We start from the raw sequence: 20,068 nt of genomic DNA on the forward strand, positions 1-20,068 counted from the left end.
GCTTGCGTACCGGCCCGCCAGCGCCTCGTGTGCTGGCCAGATAATCCAGATAAATCAACAGGGTAGCGACCGAAAAGAGAATACGGATCTATGCGCCTCAAGTGTATCAAGCTGGCTGGCTTTAAATCGTTCGTCGACCCCACGACGGTGAATTTTCCGAGCAACCTCTGTGCCGTGGTCGGCCCAAATGGTTGCGGGAAGTCCAATATCATTGACGCCGTGCGTTGGGTGATGGGGGAGTCGTCCGCCAAAAACCTGCGCGGCGAGTCCATGACTGACGTCATTTTCAACGGCTCAAACGGCCGTAAACCGGTCGGTCAGGCCTCCATCGAACTGGTGTTCGACAACAGCGACGGCACGGTACAAGGGGAGTACGGTAGTTTCACGGAGATCTCCGTGAAACGTAAAGTCACGCGCGACAGCCAGAATCACTACTACCTCAACGGCGCCAAGTGCCGCCGCCGGGACATTACCGATATCTTCCTGGGTACCGGTCTCGGGCCGCGCAGCTATGCCATTATCGAACAGGGCATGATCTCCCGGCTGATCGAAGCCAAACCTGAAGATCTGCGCGTCTACATCGAGGAGGCGGCGGGCATCTCCAAGTACAAGGAGCGCCGTCGCGACACCGAAAATCGCATCCGGCGTACCAAGGAAAACCTCGAGCGGCTGACCGATATCCGCGACGAGCTGGAACGCCAGCTGTCGCGCTTACACCGTCAGGCCCAGGCTGCCGAGAAGTACACAGAATTCAAGAAAGAGGAGCGGCAACTCAAGGCGCAGCTGCAGGCCCTCAAGTACCGGCAACTCGACTTGCAGGCGAAAGCCAAGCAGGCGGGCATTCGCGATCTGGAATTGCGTATGGAGTCCTTCGTCACCGATCAGGTGAGCAAGGATACGGAAATTGAAAAATACCGGGCTCAGTACACCGAACTCAGTGACAAGTTCAACGAGGTCCAGGGCCGCTATTACGCCATTGGTGCAGATATTGCCCGTATTGAGCAGACCATTCAGCACAGTAAAGAGCGCGGCCGGCAGTTGCAGACGGACCTGGATCAGGCCAATCGCGACCTGAAAGAGGCGGAAGAAAGCCTGCAGGCGGACACCCAAAAGATTGAAGGTTGGGAAGAAGAGTTGCTCGAAATTGAGCCGGAGCTGGCGCTGGTCCGCGCCGCCGAAGACGATTCCGGCGACACTTTGCAGACGGCAGAAGAGTCCATGCAGCGCTGGCAGAGTGAGTGGGACAGCTTCAACCAGCGTGCGGCTGAGCCTCGCCAGAAGGCCGAGGTGCAGCAGTCGCGCATCCAGCATCTGGAGCAGGTCCAGCAACGCCTGCTGCAGCGCATTGAAAAGTTGAAAGAGGAAAAAGCCGGCCTGGGCGGTGATGACAACGACGAAGAGCTGAACCTGCTGCGCGAGCAGCTCTCGGAACAGGAGTTGGCCGCTGAAGAGCAACGCGGGCGGGTTGAGGAAATCAACGATCAACTGGACCAGCAGCGTACCGGCAACAATACCGCCAGTGATGAACTGGACAGCGTCCGCAGTCGCCTGCAGAGCATGCGTGGCCGCCACGCCTCGCTCGAAGCCCTCCAGCAAGCCGCCTTGAACCAGAAAAGCGAAGCGGTCAGTGACTGGTTAGAGGCCCGGCAACTGGATGCCCAACCGCGCTTGGCGGAGACGCTCACCGTGGCCGAGGGTTGGGATCAGGCCCTGGAAACCGTGCTGGGCGATACCCTGCAAGCGGTGTGCGTGGACGGCGTTGATGCCGTTGCTGGCTTGCTGGGCGAGCTGACCCAGGGCGAGCTGGTCCTTTTTGATACCCGCGTGGCGGCACCGGGACGCACCGGAAGCAAAGCCGAACGCCTGAGCGACAAAGTCAGTGCCGATGTTGAGGTCAGTGGCTTGCTCAACGGCATTTATACCGCCGAGGACCTGGCCGGTGCCTTGGCCCTACGCGATCAGTTGGAGCCCGGCGAGTCGGTAGTGACCCGCGACGGCCTCTGGCTCGGCCCACAGTGGCTGCGGGTCGCGCGGGATACCGACGCGACCTCGGGCGTGATTGCCCGACGTCAGGAGCTGGAAGAACTGACCGCCGAGATTGAGCAGGTCGAGGCGGAGGTCGCCGCTTTGAGTGAAAAGCTCACCCAGGGTCGGGAGTCCGTCAAGGCGCTGGAGCAGGAGCGAGAAAACCTGCGTCGCAGTGCTGACGACCAAAATCGCCGCTACAGCGAGCTGCGCTCGGAGCTGAGTGCCCGTCAGGCCCGAATCGAGCAGATCAGCATGCGCCGCGAGCGCACCGACACCGAAATTCGCGAAGCCGCTGAGCAGCTGGATCAGGAGGCTGAACGCCTGGCCGAGGCGCGCATGATCCTGAGCGAGGCCATTGAAGCCATGGGCCAGGACACCGACGAACGCGAGCGCCTGTTGCAGCAACGCGACGACGCTCGCACCGCCCTGGATCAAGCGCGTCAGCGGGCCCGTCACGACAAGGACCGTGCACACGAGCTGGCCATGCGTCACCAGTCCCTGAAAACCCAGCTCGACAGTATGCGGGTCAATATTGCCCGCCTGCAGGAGCAGAGTCAGCGCCTGGTGGAGCGACGTGAGCAATTGCTTGAGTCGCTGGGCGAGACCCGCGACCCGCAAGAGGAGCACGAGCTGGAGCTGGAAGCGAACCTCGCCAAACGGGTGGCGGTCGAAGAGGAGTTGAGCGAGGCGCGTCGGGGTGTGGAAACCATCGAGCAAGGTCTGCGTGCGGCCGAACAGGCCCGCAGCCGTGCTGAGCAAGAGGTTCAGGCTGTGCGCGCGCACCTGGAGCGCGAGCGCCTGGCGGCCCAGGAGTTTGAGGTCAAGCGCGCCGGTTTAGCCCAGCAATTGGAAGAGGATGATTTCACTATTGAGGTTCTGCTGAGCGAGCTTCCCGAGGACGCCGAGCTGCAACCGCTGGAGCAGGCCCTGGAACAGGTGGCCGGGCGCATCGCACGCCTGGGGCCGATCAACCTGGCGGCGATCGACGAGTACAAGACCGAATCCGAACGCAAGAATTATCTGGATACCCAGAACGATGACCTGCTGGAAGCCCTGGAGACGCTGGAGAACGCGATCCGAAAAATCGACCGCGAAACCCGGACACGCTTCAAGGAAACCTTCGACCAGGTCAATAAAAGCCTGCAGGAGCTGTTCCCGAAAGTCTTTGGCGGAGGCCATGCCTATTTGGAACTTACCGGCGAGGATCTACTCGATACCGGTATCGCCATTATGGCGCGTCCGCCGGGCAAGCGTAACAGCACCATTCACTTGTTGTCCGGGGGTGAGAAAGCCCTGACGGCGATTGCACTGGTGTTCTCGATTTTCCGTTTGAACCCTGCGCCTTTCTGTATGCTCGACGAGGTGGATGCGCCTCTGGATGACGCCAACGTCGGTCGTTATGCGCGCATGGTGGAGGAGATGTCGCAACACGTGCAATTCATTTATATTACTCACAACAAAATCGCTATGGAGATGGCTCATCAGCTGATGGGGGTTACCATGCATGAACCCGGTGTCTCACGCCTGGTGACCGTGGATGTGGACGAGGCGGCTGAATTGGCAGCGGTTTAATCTGAAGGCCTGAGTCAGGACCTGAGCAGGAAAGGACAGAGTTATGCGCGAGTGGTTAACGGTCATTATCGTTTTGCTGATTATCGGGATAGTGCTCGATGGGGTGCGCCGTATGCGTCAGTCCCGGCGCGACAGTGTGCGTATGGCCCGCGGTGGACTCAGCGGCAGCAGTCGCAGCGCCGAGCAGGATGACTTCACCAGTGAGCTGCCCAACGGCGGCGCGCGCGTGGTGGCCTATCGCGAGGCGCCCGAGGTGACACTCAAACCGCGACCCATTACCGCTGTCGAGCAGGACCAGGACACGCTAGATGAAGACCTCGAGGCATCGGTCGATGATGACGAGGCTATCGATTCAGACGAAACGTCGCCCGCCGACAGTGGTGTCGACGAAGCCCCTGTTGAGGAGGCGCCTGAGCCGGAGGCACCCGCGCCAGCAACGCGTTACATGCCTGAGCAAGGCAGCCTTAACCTCGACGAGGCGGTACCGCTGCTGATGGAGTCCGTTGAAGACGCTGCCCAGAAGGCCGATTCCACACCCAAGTCAGTGCCGCCAGCCGCCGCCAAGCGGCCCACCCCAGAGGCTCCGAGCCGAAAGCCGGAAACCCTTGATGAGCGCAAGCGCATAGAGCCGAGCTTTTCGGCCTTTGATGCTGACGAGGAAGACGACCTGGATGCCCCCGTAGCGCAGGCCCCGGAGAAACATGACGAGCGCGATGAACCCTTCGCCGCTGCGTCTGCGGCGGCCTCTGCGGCCGCCGCCAAAGCCAAGAGCGTGTTCAGCGCCGGGGCCAAAGCCCTGGCGGCCAAGGCCCCGCGCAGCAAGCCGCCTGAAACGCGTGCCCCGGCGCCGACGCCCCCGCCTCAAAAAGCCCCCGCCGCGACTAAACCCAGTAGCAGCGCGCCAACGCCCCCCGACCCCGAAGAGGTGCTGGTGATCAATATCATGGCGCCGGAAGGCGAGCGCTTCCTCGGGCCCGCGCTGCTCGACGCACTGCTGGCCAGTGGCCTGCGTTTTGGCAGCATGGCCATTTTTCACCGCCACAGCGACGAAAAGGGCAAGGGCCCCATTCTGTTCAGTCTGGCCAATATGGTGAAGCCCGGGGTCTTTGATCTCGAGACGATGGACGAGTTCTCTACGCCGGGTGTGAGCCTGTTTATGACCCTGCCGCTGGAAATTGAAGGCAGCAGTATCAAGGTGTTTGACCTGATGGCCGACGCCGCCCGCGATATCAGCAACGCACTGGGGGGCGAGCTCAAGGACGAAAACCGCAGCATTATGACCCGGCAGACACTGGAGCATTGCCGCCAGCGGGTGGCCGAGTTTGAGCGCAAACAGCTATCGCGCCCCCATCATTGAGTTTGGAAGCGAGAATGTCCGACAATCACCCGGAAAGCCCGGCTGACGCGGCGCGCGAAGTGGACGCGCTGCGGACCCAGATCAACGACCATAATTACCGCTACTATGCGCTCGATGAGCCGCAGATTCCCGATGCCGAGTACGACCGGTTGATGCGGCGTCTGGCGGCGCTGGAAGCCGATTTCCCCGATCTGGTATCGCCGGATTCGCCGACGCAACGGGTCGGCAGTACGCCGCTGAGCGCGTTTGAAACCGTCAGTCACGAGCTGCCCATGCTCTCCCTCGACAACGCCTTTGATGAGGCGGATATGGGCAACTTCAATCGCCGGATTCAGGAGCGTTTGAAGGATACCGCTGAGATTGAGTACGCCTGCGAGCCCAAACTTGACGGTATCGCGGTGAGCCTGCTGTACCGCGACGGCAAGCTTGAGCGCGGTGCGACCCGCGGCGACGGCACCACGGGCGAGAATATTACCCAGAATGTGCGCACCATCGACTCCGTGCCCCTGCGGCTGATGGGGCAGGGTTACCCGGCCGTCCTTGAAGTGCGCGGTGAAATCTATATGCCCAAAGCCGGGTTCGAGCGTCTGAACCAGACGGCCCGCGAGCGGGATGAGAAAGTGTTTGTAAACCCGCGCAATGCGGCAGCCGGCAGTTTGCGCCAGCTCGATGCGCGCATCACGGCGCAGCGTCCGCTCGAAATGTGTGCCTATAGCGTTGGCCTGGTCGAAGGCGGAACCTTGCCTGAGACCCACACCGATGTCCTGTACGCGCTGCAGCGTTGGGGCTTTAAAATCAACCGTGAAATGCGTGCAGTTCAGGGCATTGATGCCTGTCTGGCGTACTACGCCGATCTGGGTGCGCGCCGGCAATCGCTGAGCTACGATATTGACGGCATTGTCTTTAAGGTCAACCGCCTGGACCTGCAACAGACTCTGGGTTTTGTGTCCCGCGCTCCGCGCTGGGCCATCGCCTACAAGTTTCCGGCTCAGGAAGAGATGACCCGCTTGCTGGACGTTGAGTTTCAGGTGGGTCGGACCGGCGCCGTGACGCCGGTGGCACGCCTGGAGCCGGTGTTCGTCGGTGGCGTTACCGTCTCCAATGCAACCCTGCACAACCAGGATGAAATCGAACGGCTCGGCGTAAGGATCGGCGATACCGTGATTGTCCGCCGCGCCGGTGATGTGATTCCACAGATTGTGGGCGTGGTCGAAAGCCAGCGCCCGGATAGCGCGCGAACCATTGTTTTCCCTGAGGCCTGTCCGGTGTGTAGTTCGCCGGTCGAACGGGTACCCGGCGAAGCCGTGGCCCGCTGCGACGGCGGTTTGATTTGCCCCGCACAGCGCAAAGAGGCCATCAAACACTATGCCTCACGCAAGGCCATGGATATCGATGGTCTGGGCGACAAACTGGTCGAGCAACTGGTTGACCGGGATTTGATCACAGCGGTGGCCGATCTCTACACGCTGAGCAAAGAGAATCTGGTGTCCCTTGAGCGAATGGGCGAAAAATCCGCCGAGAACCTGCTGGTCGCGCTCGATAGTAGCAAGACGACCACCTTGGCGAAGTTTATTTACGCTTTGGGCATCCGTGAAGTCGGTGAGGCCACAGCGCGCAACTTGGCCAGTCATTTTGGTACCCTTGAGGCACTCGCCCAGGCGGAGGAAGACACGCTGCAAGCGGTGCGCGATGTCGGTCCGGTGGTTGCCCATTTTGTGGCTGAATTTTTTCGTCAGGCTCACAACCGCGAAGCGGTGGCGGCACTTCAGGCCGCGGGCGTCAACTGGCCCGAGCAAACACCGGTCAAAGCCGAAGCCTTGCCCTTGAACGATCAGACTTGGGTACTGACCGGCACACTTGAACAGTTGACCCGGGATCAGGCCAAAGAGGCGCTACAGGCGCTCGGTGCCAAAGTGGCGGGCAGTGTCTCAGCCAAAACCACCTGCCTGGTCGCGGGGCCGGGCGCGGGCTCGAAACTGGCGAAAGCCGAGAGTTTGGGTATCGATATTCGCGATGAAGCGCAGCTGCTGTCCCTGTTGCGTGAGCATGGCCAAGGAGAAGAGTGGTGACCGGTATTCGTTTGATGATGGTGATGATCACCCTGGCACTCCTGCAGGGTTGTGCGACCTCTGCCCAGCCGAGCAGTATCGATAATGTCTGCGATATTTTTGATGAGAAGCGGGGCTGGTACTCCGATGCTCGTGCCGCTCAGCGCCGCTGGGGGACGCCGGTGCCGGTGATGATGGCGATGATGTATCAGGAGTCGAGTTTTCAGTATTCGGCGCGCCCGCCGCGCACCAAGTTACTCGGATTTATTCCCTGGCGGCGGGCGAGCAGCGCCCACGGTTACGCCCAGGCTAAGAACGAAGTCTGGTCCGAGTACCGGCGCGACAGCGGCAATCCCTGGGCGAGTCGACGTAACTTTCGCGACGCCATTGATTTTGTCGGCTGGTATAACAGCCTGAGTCATCAGCGTAACGATATCGCCCTTAACGATGCCCGCAACCTGTACCTGGCTTACCATGAAGGTCACGGCGGATTCCGTCGCGGCAGCTACAACAGCAAGGCCTGGTTGATCGGTGTTGCCGGGCGGGTCGATGAGCGCGCCAAGCGCTTCGATGAACAATTGTCCCGGTGTCGCCGTCGCTTTCGCGGTGGCTGATACCGGTCAGACTCAATCTTGCGTGAAAACGGAGTGACTATGGATCAGGAGTCCATTGTTTACGGTTGTATCAAAGACGTGCGTTTGCTGCCTTCCGACCGGGAGCGAGTGGCGATCAATCGTGCCGCCATGCTGGCGCTGCCTCACGCCGAAGAGTGGCCGTTCCTCGCACAGGAAATGTTTTCGATTCCGCAAACCGAAGTCCTGGGCGGCTACCAGACCACGGTGATGCACTTTGGGGCTTCCTATAAAGCTGTGGAATACGAATGGGATCAATGGATCGCCCAGTTCGAAGCGCTGTTGAGTCAAATGTACTGGGTGTCCGCGACGGTACACCTGGAAACGGAATTGGCGGGCACGCACACGTTTATCTGGGAGTCCACCGGCAACTTTCATGCCCCCGGCTCAGGCGACATGGAAGTGCGCTGCGAATGGAGCCACGAAGGTGGCCTCGCGCTGTAAACCACACACTGACACCAAGGTTATTGCCATCATGTCTGAATCTCCAAGCCGCTTGCCTCTGACACCTCCGGCTTTTCGTTTTCGCCGTTTGCGACGCACCTCGGCGCTGCGCGAGCTGGTGCGTGAAACCCACTTGCGCATCAGTGATGTGGTACTCCCGATTTTTGTCGAAGAGGACGCGCAGGCGCCCGTGGCCATCGACAGTATGCCCGGGGTAGTCCGCTACCCGGAGGCGCAGCTGGCAGAGGTCGTACAGCGCGCCTGGAACAAGGGCATTCGAGCGGTACTCCTGTTCGGCGTTTCGACCCATAAGGATGCCTGCGGCTCGGATACCTGGCACGAAGACGGACTGATGGCGCGGATGATTCGCGCCGCCAAACAGGCTCAGCCCGAGATGCTGGTGATCAGCGATAACTGCTTCTGCGAATACACCGACCACGGTCATTGCGGTGTGGTCGAAGGCGAGGACGTGGCCAACGATAAAACCCTGGCGAACCTGCAGTTGCAAGCGGTGGTCGCCGCGCGCGCGGGGGTGGATATTATTGCACCTTCGGGCATGCAGGACGGTATGATCAGCGCGTTGCGCGAGGCGTTGGACGCGGCGGGTTTTGAGCATATCCCTATCATGTCCTACTCCACCAAGTTTGCGTCGGCTTTTTACGGCCCGTTTCGCGATGCCGTTGACAGTAACTTCAAAGGTACCCGCGACAGCTACCAAATGGACCCGGCCAACCGCCGGGAAGCGCTGGCGGAGTCTCTGCAAGACGAAGCAGAAGGCGCCGATATCCTGATGGTCAAGCCGGGCATTGCCTACCTGGACGTGATTGCCGACATCCGCGCCAATTCCGAGCGTCCACTCGCGGTTTACCATGTGAGCGGTGAGTATGCCATGATCAAAGCCGCGGCCAACGCCGGCGTCGTCGACGAACGTGCGATCGTGCTTGAAACCCTGCTCGCATTTAAGCGCGCCGGTGCTGATCTCATCATTACCTATTACGCCGAACAACTGGCCGACTGGCTTCAGGATTGAGTTATGCCCACGCTGATTGAACGTTTTAAAACCAACCCCATGTGGTCCGCCTATCTGCTGATTGGCGTCAGCATTTTGTTTGTCATTGGGGGCCTTGTCTGGCTGGCCAGTCAGCCCGCACCGCTGCCGGAAGAGCCGCCGGTGCCTGAGGAGCCAGCGTTGGATGCCTCGACTTACGATCGCGGCTCCGAGCAATGGTGTGATGCCATGCTTGAAATCGACGGCATGACCTGGTCTGAAGACGATACTCGCGACTTCTCTCAGCACTGCTTGTACGACTAGGCGAGTATGTTTTTTGCCGATTCGCGCGAGCATTTTTTCACACCGCTGACCGGTAAGTACCGGGCTGTAGTTGCTGAGTGTCTGCGTCTTTTGTATCAGCGGCTTTACACGGATCTGCGCGATTACGGGATTGCCCTGGGACGTGAGCAGTTGCTCGATATATTCAAGGAGGCGATCGCGCGCGCACCGGTTCTGGACGATGCCGACGAGAGCGACGGGGAAGGGCGCTTCAAGAACCAGCGCGAGCTGGCCGGGTTTATTGTCAACCGGCTGCTTGAGCACGGTTGGCTGGAGAAGCAGGTCGACGAGGCCAGTTTGCAAAGCAGCTACGGTTTTACCCGGATGGGTCGGCTATTTACCCAGCCCTTCGCCGACAGCCAGCGCAACGAATTCCGTACACGCAACCGCAACACCCGCAATACTCGCAACAGCTTGCAGGCCTTTTACGACCGGGGCGAGGTCCACGATCTGCTCGATGCTTATGAATACTCCGAGCGGATCATCAGTGATTTCACCGATGTGATCGCCGACCTGGAGGAGCGTAAGCGGCAACTGGTGCGCGAGGTGGAGTCGCGCCAGTTGGTACAGCAGGCCACCGATGAGTTTTTCGACTTTATGGACAAGGTGTTCAAGCCGGACCTGGAGGTGCGCCTTTCGGCGGACAGCGTGGAAAAATACCGTGACCAGATCGCCGATCTTGTTACCCGCATTCGGCGCAAGCGTAAATACGGCCAAGGCGACCCGGAAACCGCAGACAAGGACTGGCGTGCGGTGATGGAGCTGCGCCTGCGGCAACTCTTGCCGCAACGGGTGGTGCCCGGCAGTTCGCTTCTGGAAGGCCTGCTCCAAACCATTGAGGCGCGCCTGAAGAACGCCTGCGAGACGATGCTGCCGGCTTTGCGCCGAGCGCTTAACACCTTCACCCAGCGAGCGGATATTATTATTCGTCAGCTCACCTACATTCACAGTCAGGGCAATGATGATATCGCGGGCCTGTGTCAGCAGCTCAGTGGACTGGAGCGCGCCCAACAGGATACGGTGCTCGACGCCCATGCGGACGCGTTGAGCGGTGTTCATCTGGGTTTGATCGACCCGGGCCAGATTCAGCTGCGTGAACGGCGCGGCAAACGCCAGGTGCGGGTCAATGTCGATGATGACCCAGCGCTCGACCCCGAGGCACAGAAGCAGCTGTTCATTCAGCAGGCCTTGGATCAGGCCTTCAGTGTGCAGGGCAGCGGTGTGCGTCAGTATATCCACGCGGCCCTGGCCGAGCGCGGCAGCATCAGCAGTCGGCAACTGCGGGCCGAGTCCGCGCAGGAGCTGTTATGTCTCGCCCGTGCCATTGAGGTGGGGGCGCTGGAAAACCTGTCATCGCGCTTTCGCTTTCATATTCACCAGCCCGAGGGCATCTTGCATGCCAGCCCGGCGGTGCGCGATGGTCCCTATTTTAGCGCGCGGGATGATTACCGTATTGAATTGATTGAGGACGCCCATGAGCAGTCTGACGCTTAATCTCGAAGAGCAACTGCGCAAACACAGCCTCGACCTGAGTGATTGGCGCGCACTTTTGCAACGCTTGTTGGATTACGGTGTTTTGTGCCGGAGCGACAGCCAGGTGGAAGCGGAATTCTATGATCAGTTTGTGCGGATTGCGCCGCTGGTGGATGAGTATTTGGCGCTTATCGGGGTGCGCTTTCAACACGATGAGCACTTTCAGTTTGTACGCCTGATACCCCCGGGCGCACGCGTTCCCGGGCTCGAAGACGAGTCCGATGAGCCGTTTAATGGCGGCTTGCGTACGCGCCTGGGGCAGGGCGAGGTGGCGCTGATTCTGGTGTTACGTGCGGAGTATGACAAGGCCTTGCGTGAAGGCGCGATCGACGAGCAGGGCTGTGTGACCTTGTCTCTGGAGGCGGTGGCTTTGGCCATGAAGAATCTGTTGCGCCGTTCGTTACCGGAGTCGCGGGTGGAACGCTGGCAGTTGTTCCGGCGTTTGCGGCAGTTGCGCTTGGTGCATTTTACCCAGGAGGCGGATCTGGAGCAGGCGGATACCTGGATTCGGGTTCGGCCGTTGATTGTGAATTTGGTGAGTAATGAGTGGTTGGCGTCGGTGCGGGAGTCTTTGGATGAGCTGGAGCCGGTGGATGCAGATGAGGCGGATGACGTGGTTGTTGCTGCGTCGGTTTTCGCTTCGTAAGGGTCGTTGCTTCGTAAGAAGGTTTACGGGCTTGGGGGTAAGGGGTGCGGGACACGCTGTAAATACGTCCCTGTACGCTTGAAGTCGGCATCCATGCCTCCTACAGTCCCGCACCCCTTACCCCCAAGCCCTCTGCCGGCCGGTTGATCTCGATGCTCTTTTCAACTCGCTATTTCTCTGGAGTAGGTTGGAGTATGTCGCGACTATCAGGCTTGATATTTGATAGATGCTGATCTGTTTTCCGGTCAGATACTTGTGAGTTTGAACGAATCCACCGTTGGTGGGAGAGGGGATGGGTTCACGGCATGTCCCACACCCCTCTACCCATCCCCTGAGCCGCCCAAGGTTAAAAGTAAATTTATGTATCTAAAAAAGTTTATCTATATCAACTGGGGCAACATCCCCAACAGCGAGTGTGAGTTTGGGCCGATCAACCTCTTTTCGGGGGGCAATGGGTCCGGCAAAACCACCGCGGCGGATGCGATTCAGACCATCATGACCGCCGCCCACGACAGCCTGTTTCACTTTAACCCCGGCCAGGACGAATCCAGCCAGCGGGGGCGAGGGGGGAAGCAGGTGCGTACGCTTGCGTCCTACGTCCTGGGTTGTGACGACGGCGCCTACGCCCGGCCCGATGGCTGTGATGGCTACCTCGGGGCGGTGTTTTATCCCACGCCCGGGGAAGACGGCCAACCTTTTACCGCCTTGATCGGCATGCGTGCGTTTATCGAAGGTGCGGGCCAGCAGCGGGTTGCGCGTCTGGACGACACCCAGTTTTTCATCTTGCCGGACATCAGCCTGAGCTTGAGCGACCTGCTTAAAGAAGACAAAGCCGGGCGCTATGTGTTGCCGCTCGATCGGGTCCATGCCCAGTTGCGGCGTCAGTTCAGTAGCCAGGCGGTGGAGAAGTACGACAAGAAAAAATCCTACCTGTGCCGATTTTATGGCGCGCTGCGGGGGCGTCAGGATGCTGTTTCCGAGCGGGAAGCGATCAACGCGGCACGGGCGTTTTCGCGTTTTATGGCGTACAAACCCATCAAGGGTATCGACGAGTTTGTAGCGACGGAAGTGCTCGAGCCGAGGGATCTGGGCGAAGCTATTCGTACCGTATCGTCGATGCTCAAACGCATTCACACCATGGAGGCGGACGCCCGTCAGATTCAGGAAGCGGTAGAGCGCCTGGCGCAGGGCTTGACCACCACCGATACCTATATCCAGACCTGGCTCGAATGGCAGTTGGCGCATTATGGCCTTGCCCGGCGGCGCTATAATGACTGCCAGTTTCGCTACCTGACGCAAAAGAATTTGCAGCAAGAACTGCGCGACAAGCTGTCGGCCAACAGTCAGGCGGTCACCGTGTGTGAACAACGGCGCGAAGAGCTGCAGGCGCAGATTCTCGACGTCAATACCCGGCGTTTGGGTGTGCCTGCCTTGCGCGACAAAGATCAGTTAGAGAAGGACAAGGCAGCACAGGAGAAGGCGATTCATGCGTCGGTGCCTGACTTATTGACCGGGAGCCAGCAATTGCAGGCTCATACTGAGGCGGCGTCCGAAATCCAGCAGCACCTGAGTCAGGTGTCTCTTGAACTGGCGATACCGGCCCTGGCAGAGAAAAACCTGAAACAATTGCTTAAATCGGTTGCATCTGATGACCGGAAAATCGATGTTCACGGTTTGCTCAATCGGGATTGGATTGATCTGAGTCCACTGGAAGATACCCTCAGCCAGGCACGTGAGCAACAGCAGCAGCACAATCAGTTGGCCGCGGCATTTCACGGCGAACGTGCCGATGGCCAGGAACGTTTACGTGATCAACTGGCTGCCGAGGCGGGCAAACGTCAACGGACGATGGAGCAGGCTCAGAAGCAGAGCGAAGCCCTGCAGCGCGATATCGACGCCTTGAGCACGCAACAGGTCAGTTATCCGCCGTTTGTGCGCGCAGCCTTGGCCGCGATTCAACAACAGTGCCCGCAAGCGGATGCTCGGGTACTGTGCGACTACGTGGAAATTGTGGCGCCCGACTGGCAGTCGGCGCTGGAAGGCTATATCGGGGGTGCGCGCTTCGGCATCATTGTTGAGCCGGAGTATGAGGCTGAAGCCATTCGGCTTGTGCGCAATCTGTCCGGCGGCAGTAAAGCCCGGGTGATCCAGGGCGACAAAGCCCGGCGCGACTGCGAGCGGATGAGCAGTTTGCCCGCAGACTCGGTCATTCACCTGATGCAGTTCAGTCATGCAACGGCTGAATACTATCTCAAAGCCAGTTACGGACAAGTGCTGCAGGTGTCTGATGCCGAGGCGTTGCGCGGTGTCCGGCGCGGGGTTACGCGCGATGCGATGGGCTCTGGCAACTACGCAATGTTCCGTTGTGATATCCCGGATACCGATCTGGTGTTCGGTCAGGGCGCGCGCGAACGGGCGCTGGCGGCCAAACAGGCGGCGTTAATACTGGCACAGAAGGAGTGGCAGGCTGCCGACGAGCTGGCGCAGCGGACGCGGGCTTTGGTGCAGGCGGTGGATCGATTGAAGCCGGTGCAGGTTGCCGATCAATTACAGACCATGCGCGATGCGCAGCGTCGGTCAGACGCCATCGACAAGCAGCTGGAACAACTGGACTTGGGCGACAGTGAAGCCCTGGAGCAGGAACTGGCAGAGCTGAAAGCCCTGGATAAGGCATGCCTGCAAGAGTATCAAGCACTCAACGAAGAGCGGGTGAAGGTTCTGGCGCAGCAGGCCAATGTCGATGACAAATGCCGCCAGCTCGATAGCGAGCAGGATCGCACCCTCGCGACGGTTGATCAGTGCGAAGCTGCACTGGAAGGCATCGGCGCTCTCTGGCCCGAGTTCGACAGCGAAACGCGTCTGGCGGCCGTCGATGACGACCTGCGCGATACCGGCTACTACGAAAATCAGCTGCCTACTCTCAGTGGCGAACTCAAAGCCAGCCTCAATCGGCTGCAACAGAACCTGATGCAACACAACCAGTTCAGTCGCAGTGCCGATGCCATGGCCTTCGAGCTGGATTACACCGACGAGCTGAGTCGCAAAAACTTTGCGGCGGTGTGTGATCTGCGGCGTCAGTACGATGCCCTCTACAACCGTCATAAGAACAACATTCTTGCGCAGCGTCATGCTGAGCTGGGCTCATTGCGGGAGAGCTTTAACAACGCATTTGTCTCGGATCTGTGCCATGTGGTCTATCAGTCCATCAATGACGGCAAGAAAGTCCTGGAAAATCTCAATGCGGAACTTGAGCACCATCGTTTCGGCGCTGACCGTGAACGCTTTCGGTTCGGTTGGGACTGGGTGCCCGAGTACAAAGAGTATTGGCAATTTTTCAAGGCGGTCATGGACAATCCCAGCTTGCGCGAGGGCGACAACCTGTTCGATATTCCCCTGGAGCCCAAACACCAGCGGGTGCGCGAGCGCCTGATGGCTATGCTGCTCAGCGACGATGAACAGCAGGCTCTGCGCGAGCTGACGCGTATGTCCGATTACCGCAACTACCGTCGCTACGAGATCTACAAGGAACCTGAGGGCAAGCCGCCCATCGCCCTGAGCCAGTACGGTACCGGGTCAGGCGGCCAGTTGGAAACCCCGGCCTACATTATCCGCAGCGCGGCGATTACCTCGGCGTTTCGCTTTAACGAAGGCAGCAACCATCTACGCATGGTGCTCGTGGATGAGGCCTTCTCCAAGATGGACGAACATCGCTCGCGCGAGGTGATCAATTACCTGACCGAAAGCCTGGGCCTGCAATTGTTGTTCATTATGCCCAGCAGTAAATCCGGCCCCTTTATGGATTTGATCTCCAACCAGTTTGTGTTCAGCAAATGCCCCACCGCCGAGCGCGTGGGCGAGCTCAACAGCCGGGTGATCCTCGACCGCCAAACCTGTGATCAGGCGCAGATCGAGAAACTGATGGCGAACCACCGCCGTACCATCCGCCAACAGGCGGAACTGGAATTCCTGTCCGAGGTGGAGTGATGCAGCGCCCGGTCTGGTGGCAGGATGAGGATGTTGCCGATTTCCGGGCGCTATGTCTGTGGGCGCTCAATCAGTTTGAACGTCAGAGGGAGTCAGATCGGGCCCGACCCCTTCGGCGCACATTGTCGGCGGTTAACTTTCCGTCACTTTACGATTACCTGTCCGCTGAACGGCGTGAATTTTTGTGGCAGTGTATGCTTGAGGTGTCGCCAGGACTTTTTGTGCTATCGAATCAGAAGTCGCTGCCTGACACCCCGCCTGATCAGCCGTTTACCATCAGCTTCAGTGAAGGGGCCGAGGCAAGATTGCGACAGTGGCTTGATCGGCCGGTTGTCAGTGCTGAACTGAGCGCCTGGCAGAAAGCAGTCAGAGACTGGGAAAACTCCCCCGATTGGCGCGAGCTCGAGGGTGAGCTGCCATGGGCGGACCTCGGCTATTCGCCGGAGGTGGTCTTGGCAGCGTTGTCCGCGCTTGCCGATCTGCCCGAAAGCACACGCTTGACTTGGCGTCAGCTGAGCGCACAGTTGTTTGCGGGAGACTCCAAGTACCTTGACAGGCCTTTGCGCCAGCGCTGGTTGCTCGCGAAATTCCCTGTTCTGAATACCTGTATTGTCCCCCGGCCGATACTGTGTTCCGCGCATTTGGTGGCGCGGGCTCAAACGGTCTTGATCATAGAAAATCAGGACAGCTTTCTCCACCTCAAGTCCTACGCCCAACGTTTGAGGGCACACCTGGTGTATAGCCACGGCTTTACCGGTGCGGCAGAGCGTATCAGGGAGAGACCCATTGTGGATTTCAGTTACAGCGGCGACTTCAGCCAACGGGATGACTTTGAGACACATTGGTTTAACGCCTCGTCACGTTCTTTGCACATGACGTTTTGGGGTGATTTGGATTACTCAGGCCTTGCGATACTGAGCGCTTTGCGTCTGCGCTTTCCTGAACTTGAGGCCTGGCGACCTGGTTACAGCCCGATGTTGGCGGAAATTCGGGCCGGGCGGGGTCATCGGCCGGACGATGCGGGCAAGGAAAACCAGGTCTGCAGTTTTAGTGCATCAGGCTGTGCCTATACAGACAATGAATTGATCCCGGCACTCGCAAGGCATGGCCGCTTTGTCGACCAGGAAGCCGTGACCCATGAGCTGCTAGACTTACCCTTGATAGATGATGCAGGTGATGACTATGCGTAAATTGCTGGGCTTTGTGGGGCTGTGGTTGGTGGGGATCGGGGCGATGGCACCCGTGGCCGCTGAGCCGGTTTTTTCTCACACTCAGGTTGGGATCAGTCTGGGGCGGGTGTCTCTCGATCGCCCGTTGATGTATCGCGCGGAGCGCTTTGACAGCTTGCTGTCGGCGGAGCTGGATGCCAGCGTTCAGGTGCTGGACAATGCGGTTGTCGGCTTCTCTACTCGGGTCGAGACCGCTGACCGAAACGGTGTTGATGTGAGTGTGTTGAACAGCACGGCATTTGTAAAGTTTCCTTTCTCTATCAATGAGTTGGTGATCATTCCTAAGGTAGGTTATAGCTATTCTGAGGCCGAGACCTGCCAGTGGAATCTTTGCGCACGCACCAGCGATGATGCTCTGATGGTCGGGGTTGAGGGTCGTCTATGGGTGGTCCCTGGGCGTTGGGAGTTGTTTGGGGGCTATACGGACTACACCTCTGAGTTTATCAACCCTTGGGCTGATGGCGGAGTCGCTTACTGGTGGGATCGCCAGCACCGCTTTCACGGGCGCTACCGAGAAGATCGTGAAAGTCATACGTGGGAAGTCGGGTATAGCTTTCAGTGGTGAAGACTTGGCTCAAACCTCGTACAATGCGCGATCTTTTAAAGGAGCTGAAAATGCACAAATTGATTCCGGCCATGATGGCCACAGTCGTCCTCGCGTGCGCACCGCTGACCGCTAGCGCGCAATATGCCACCAACTTCTCCTATACCTTTTTGGGCATTGAGATCGGCTCGGCGGACCTGGAACAACAGGTTCTGGTGGACAACGAGGTCTACGAAGAGCTTGGTGTTGCGGACATTTTTGGCAGCTACCAGTTCAGTGATAACGCCGCGGTGTCCTTTTCGAGTCTGGCGATGAGCAATTCCGGCAACAGAACAGAGATCACGGATACGATTGCAACCCTGAGTCTGCACTTCCCGTTTCAATTAAATACCGTGGATCTGGTGCCTCATATTGGTTGGGCCGGCGTTGAGGCTGAGGCCTGTTCAGGCAATTTTTGTTACTCGGAAAGCTTCAACTCACTCACCTATGGTGTCGATCTTCGCCTTTGGCTCGTACCGAATACGTTAGAGCTGGGCGTTGGTTATACCGACTATGCCGAGGATGAGTTGAGCCGTGTGGTGAGCCTTGAAGCTGCGATGTGGGCTTGGGAGCGGCACCGTTTCAGTCTGTCGTATTACGATCGCGAGATGAGCAAGACCACGACGATCGGTTATCGTTATAACTGGTAAGCGTTGGGGTTGGGTGCCTCAGGTGTCGGATTACGCCTGCGGCTAATCCGACCTACTCGGACATTGGTGCTCTGTGTTGGGTTGGGTGCTTCACTGTCGGATTACGCCTGCGGCTAATCCGACCTACTCGGACATTGGTGCTCTGTCTTGGGTTGGGTGCCTCATTGTCGGATTACGCTTCGCTAATCCGACCTACTCGAACAACGGTGCTCTGGTCCGACCTACTCGGGGCAATGGCACGTTGGTTTCAGTAGGTCGGATTAGCGCGGAGCGCGTAATCCGACAAAATGGCAGCAAGCCCGACTTTGTCTTCCGTCTTTCGCCGCTTTATACTCGGTTACAACCCATCCGATTCGATTCAATCCGCGCATAAGGGCTTGTGGTGTCCCAATATTGGCTCAATATTTTCGCCGTCGCCGCGGGCAGTGCTCTCGGCGGGGTGCTGCGTTATTGGGTGTCCACGGCGGTTCAGCATCAGGCTGAGAAGTGGCGCGCCTGGCGCGGTTTTCCCTGGGGCACGCTGGTGGTCAATGTCACCGGAGCGATTCTGGCGGGGCTGCTGATCGGCCTGAGTGTGCGCCTTGCGGCCTGGTCCGCTGAACTTCAACTGCTCCTTCTGATCGGCTTTTGCGGCAGCTACACCACGGTGTCGTCCTTCGCCTTGCAAACTCTGGCTCTGGGTCGGAGCGGCAACTGGCTGGGCGTCGCTGCCAACCTGCTGGGCAGTCTGCTGCTTTGTCTGTTGGGGGTATACCTGGGCCGAACACTGGCGGGGGTGTGGTTATGACCCTGGCGCTCTGGATCGCCCTGGGAAGCGCCCTTGGCGGCAGCGCCCGATTTATGCTGGCCGATCTATCGATGCGCATGGGGCCGCAGGCATTTCCCTGGGACACGCTGGCGGTCAATACCCTCGGCTCACTGCTCATCGGGGTCGTGGCCGCGCTGTCGGCCACCGGTGGTCGCTTCGTGGTAAGCAGTCGCTGGCGGCAATTCTGGATGACCGGCGTATGCGGCGGGTTTACCACCTTCTCCATTTTCAGTGTTCAGAGTCTGGCGCTGCTGCAAACCAACCTGTGGCTGGGGCTGCTAAATCTGCTGGCAACGGCTACTCTATGCCTATTGGCCGTCTGGGTGGGTTGGCACTGGGGCAGCCGACTCGATCGAACAACAACAGAGGTGAACGGTTAAATGTCATTTGAGCGCGCATTGGATCGACTGGAACAGATTCTCGGGCGGGCCGAAGCACTCCTGCCTCCCGTGGCGCCCGAACCGGACTGGCAGGCGGATGCCTTCCGTTGGCGGCGTGAGAATGGGCGCGGTTACCTGCAGGCGGTACGTCATCCCCACGAGATCGCGCTCGACGCTTTGCACAATATCGATGAGCAGAAAAAGGCGATCCTGCGCAATACCCAACGCTTTGTCGAGGGCAAGCCCGCGAACAACGTCCTTCTGACCGGGGCCCGCGGCACGGGTAAATCCACGCTCATCAAAGCCTGCTGGAACCACTTTCGCGACCAGGGTCTGAAGTTGATCGAAGTGGATAAAACCGATCTGCTGTCGCTGATCGACATTCTTGAGTTGATCGAGGAGCGGGACGAGCGCTTTATCCTGTTTTGTGATGACCTTTCGTTTGAGGAAGGGGAGAGCGGCTACAAGGCCCTCAAGTCTGCACTCGATGGCTCCATTGCCGCCCCGTCGGCCAATGTGCTCTTTTACGCGACCTCCAATCGCCGCCATCTGCTGCCCGAGAAGATGCGGGAAAACCTCGACGTCCTCTATGAAGACGGCGAGGTGCGGCCCAATGACAGTATTGAGGAAAAGGTCTCGCTGTCTGAGCGTTTCGGCCTCTGGCTGAGCTTTTATCCGTTCTCCCAGGATGACTACCTGGCCGCGGCCCGTTATTGGGTCGAGGCACTCGGTGGCCAGTGGAATGACGACACCCGAGCGCGGGCACTGCTCTGGCACCGGACCCGGGGGGCGCGCAGCGGCCGGGTGGCCTGGCAGTTCGCCCGGGACGATGTCGAGGCCTAGG

Annotated in this window: 16 protein-coding genes; all 16 read left to right on the forward strand. The window is 59.1% G+C overall.

Going from position 1 to position 20,068, the window contains the following annotated elements; all coding sequences use genetic code 11:
* Positions 1–90 precede the first annotated feature (90 nt).
* The 16 genes from smc (at position 91) to DKW72_RS07695 (ending at position 20,067) form a co-directional block, all read left to right on the forward strand.
* Complete coding sequence (gene smc, locus DKW72_RS07620; RefSeq protein WP_111641758.1) at positions 91–3,600, forward strand: chromosome segregation protein SMC; 3,510 nt, start codon at positions 91–93, stop codon at positions 3,598–3,600.
* Between the two features lie 43 nt (positions 3,601–3,643).
* The gene (gene zipA / locus DKW72_RS07625; RefSeq protein ID WP_232522350.1) at positions 3,644–4,957 is read left to right on the forward strand and encodes a cell division protein ZipA; all 1,314 of its coding nucleotides are present in this window, start codon (positions 3,644–3,646) and stop codon (positions 4,955–4,957) included.
* 14 nt (positions 4,958–4,971) lie between these two features.
* Positions 4,972–7,026 (forward strand): NAD-dependent DNA ligase LigA, encoded by a 2,055-nt coding sequence (gene ligA, locus DKW72_RS07630; RefSeq protein ID WP_111641759.1) that lies wholly within the window; start codon positions 4,972–4,974, stop codon positions 7,024–7,026.
* Positions 7,023–7,619, forward strand: a complete 597-nt coding sequence (locus DKW72_RS07635; protein WP_232522351.1) for a transglycosylase SLT domain-containing protein — start codon at positions 7,023–7,025, stop codon at positions 7,617–7,619. The genes ligA and DKW72_RS07635 overlap by 4 nt, the downstream gene beginning before the upstream one ends.
* Positions 7,620–7,658: 39 nt before the next feature.
* Positions 7,659–8,081: a hypothetical protein gene (locus tag DKW72_RS07640; RefSeq protein WP_111641760.1), complete on the forward strand. Its 423-nt coding sequence runs from the start codon at positions 7,659–7,661 to the stop codon at positions 8,079–8,081.
* A 31-nt stretch (positions 8,082–8,112) separates the two neighbouring features.
* Complete coding sequence (hemB, locus tag DKW72_RS07645) at positions 8,113–9,111, forward strand: porphobilinogen synthase (RefSeq protein WP_111642063.1); 999 nt, start codon at positions 8,113–8,115, stop codon at positions 9,109–9,111.
* Between the two features lie 3 nt (positions 9,112–9,114).
* On the forward strand, positions 9,115–9,393 hold the full coding sequence (locus DKW72_RS07650) for a DUF3012 domain-containing protein (protein WP_111641761.1): 279 nt from the start codon (positions 9,115–9,117) through the stop codon (positions 9,391–9,393).
* A 6-nt stretch (positions 9,394–9,399) separates the two neighbouring features.
* Positions 9,400–10,905, forward strand: a complete 1,506-nt coding sequence (locus DKW72_RS07655; protein ID WP_111641762.1) for a Wadjet anti-phage system protein JetA family protein — start codon at positions 9,400–9,402, stop codon at positions 10,903–10,905.
* Positions 10,886–11,590, forward strand: coding sequence for a DUF4194 domain-containing protein (locus DKW72_RS07660; protein WP_111641763.1), 705 nt, complete (start codon positions 10,886–10,888; stop codon positions 11,588–11,590). Before DKW72_RS07655 ends, DKW72_RS07660 begins: the two co-directional genes overlap by 20 nt.
* 360 nt (positions 11,591–11,950) lie before the next feature.
* Complete coding sequence (locus DKW72_RS07665; protein WP_111641764.1) at positions 11,951–15,574, forward strand: ATP-binding protein; 3,624 nt, start codon at positions 11,951–11,953, stop codon at positions 15,572–15,574.
* Complete coding sequence (locus DKW72_RS07670; RefSeq protein ID WP_111641765.1) at positions 15,574–16,764, forward strand: Wadjet anti-phage system protein JetD domain-containing protein; 1,191 nt, start codon at positions 15,574–15,576, stop codon at positions 16,762–16,764. The genes DKW72_RS07665 and DKW72_RS07670 overlap by 1 nt, the downstream gene beginning before the upstream one ends.
* Positions 16,757–17,368 carry a hypothetical protein gene (locus DKW72_RS07675; RefSeq protein ID WP_111641766.1) on the forward strand — a complete coding sequence of 204 codons (612 nt, stop codon included), beginning with the start codon at positions 16,757–16,759 and terminating at the stop codon, positions 17,366–17,368. Before DKW72_RS07670 ends, DKW72_RS07675 begins: the two co-directional genes overlap by 8 nt.
* Positions 17,369–17,418: 50 nt before the next feature.
* The gene (locus DKW72_RS07680) at positions 17,419–18,036 is read left to right on the forward strand and encodes a hypothetical protein (protein WP_111641767.1); all 618 of its coding nucleotides are present in this window, start codon (positions 17,419–17,421) and stop codon (positions 18,034–18,036) included.
* A 382-nt stretch (positions 18,037–18,418) separates the two neighbouring features.
* Positions 18,419–18,823, forward strand: coding sequence for a fluoride efflux transporter CrcB (crcB, locus tag DKW72_RS07685; protein ID WP_198411266.1), 405 nt, complete (start codon positions 18,419–18,421; stop codon positions 18,821–18,823).
* Positions 18,820–19,224, forward strand: a complete 405-nt coding sequence (locus DKW72_RS07690; protein ID WP_111641769.1) for a CrcB family protein — start codon at positions 18,820–18,822, stop codon at positions 19,222–19,224. Before crcB ends, DKW72_RS07690 begins: the two co-directional genes overlap by 4 nt.
* Positions 19,225–20,067, forward strand: coding sequence for an ATP-binding protein (locus DKW72_RS07695; protein WP_111641770.1), 843 nt, complete (start codon positions 19,225–19,227; stop codon positions 20,065–20,067).
* Position 20,068: the final 1 nt, after the last annotated feature.

This window comes from Marinimicrobium alkaliphilum (assembly GCF_003259155.1).
Classification (GTDB): domain Bacteria; phylum Pseudomonadota; class Gammaproteobacteria; order Pseudomonadales; family Cellvibrionaceae; genus Marinimicrobium_A; species Marinimicrobium_A alkaliphilum.

Coding starts and splice junctions, on each gene's coding strand:
- DKW72_RS07660 (WP_111641763.1), top strand. CDS start 10,886: ATGAGCAGTCTGACGCTTAATCTCGAAGAGCAACTGCGCAAACACAGC.
- DKW72_RS07695 (WP_111641770.1), top strand. CDS start 19,225: ATGTCATTTGAGCGCGCATTGGATCGACTGGAACAGATTCTCGGGCGG.
- DKW72_RS07655 (WP_111641762.1), top strand. CDS start 9,400: ATGTTTTTTGCCGATTCGCGCGAGCATTTTTTCACACCGCTGACCGGT.
- DKW72_RS07675 (WP_111641766.1), top strand. CDS start 16,757: ATGCGTAAATTGCTGGGCTTTGTGGGGCTGTGGTTGGTGGGGATCGGG.
- DKW72_RS07680 (WP_111641767.1), top strand. CDS start 17,419: ATGCACAAATTGATTCCGGCCATGATGGCCACAGTCGTCCTCGCGTGC.
- smc (WP_111641758.1), top strand. CDS start 91: ATGCGCCTCAAGTGTATCAAGCTGGCTGGCTTTAAATCGTTCGTCGAC.
- ligA (WP_111641759.1), top strand. CDS start 4,972: ATGTCCGACAATCACCCGGAAAGCCCGGCTGACGCGGCGCGCGAAGTG.
- DKW72_RS07670 (WP_111641765.1), top strand. CDS start 15,574: ATGCAGCGCCCGGTCTGGTGGCAGGATGAGGATGTTGCCGATTTCCGG.
- DKW72_RS07640 (WP_111641760.1), top strand. CDS start 7,659: ATGGATCAGGAGTCCATTGTTTACGGTTGTATCAAAGACGTGCGTTTG.
- hemB (WP_111642063.1), top strand. CDS start 8,113: ATGTCTGAATCTCCAAGCCGCTTGCCTCTGACACCTCCGGCTTTTCGT.
- DKW72_RS07690 (WP_111641769.1), top strand. CDS start 18,820: ATGACCCTGGCGCTCTGGATCGCCCTGGGAAGCGCCCTTGGCGGCAGC.
- DKW72_RS07665 (WP_111641764.1), top strand. CDS start 11,951: ATGTATCTAAAAAAGTTTATCTATATCAACTGGGGCAACATCCCCAAC.
- DKW72_RS07650 (WP_111641761.1), top strand. CDS start 9,115: ATGCCCACGCTGATTGAACGTTTTAAAACCAACCCCATGTGGTCCGCC.
- zipA (WP_232522350.1), top strand. CDS start 3,644: ATGCGCGAGTGGTTAACGGTCATTATCGTTTTGCTGATTATCGGGATA.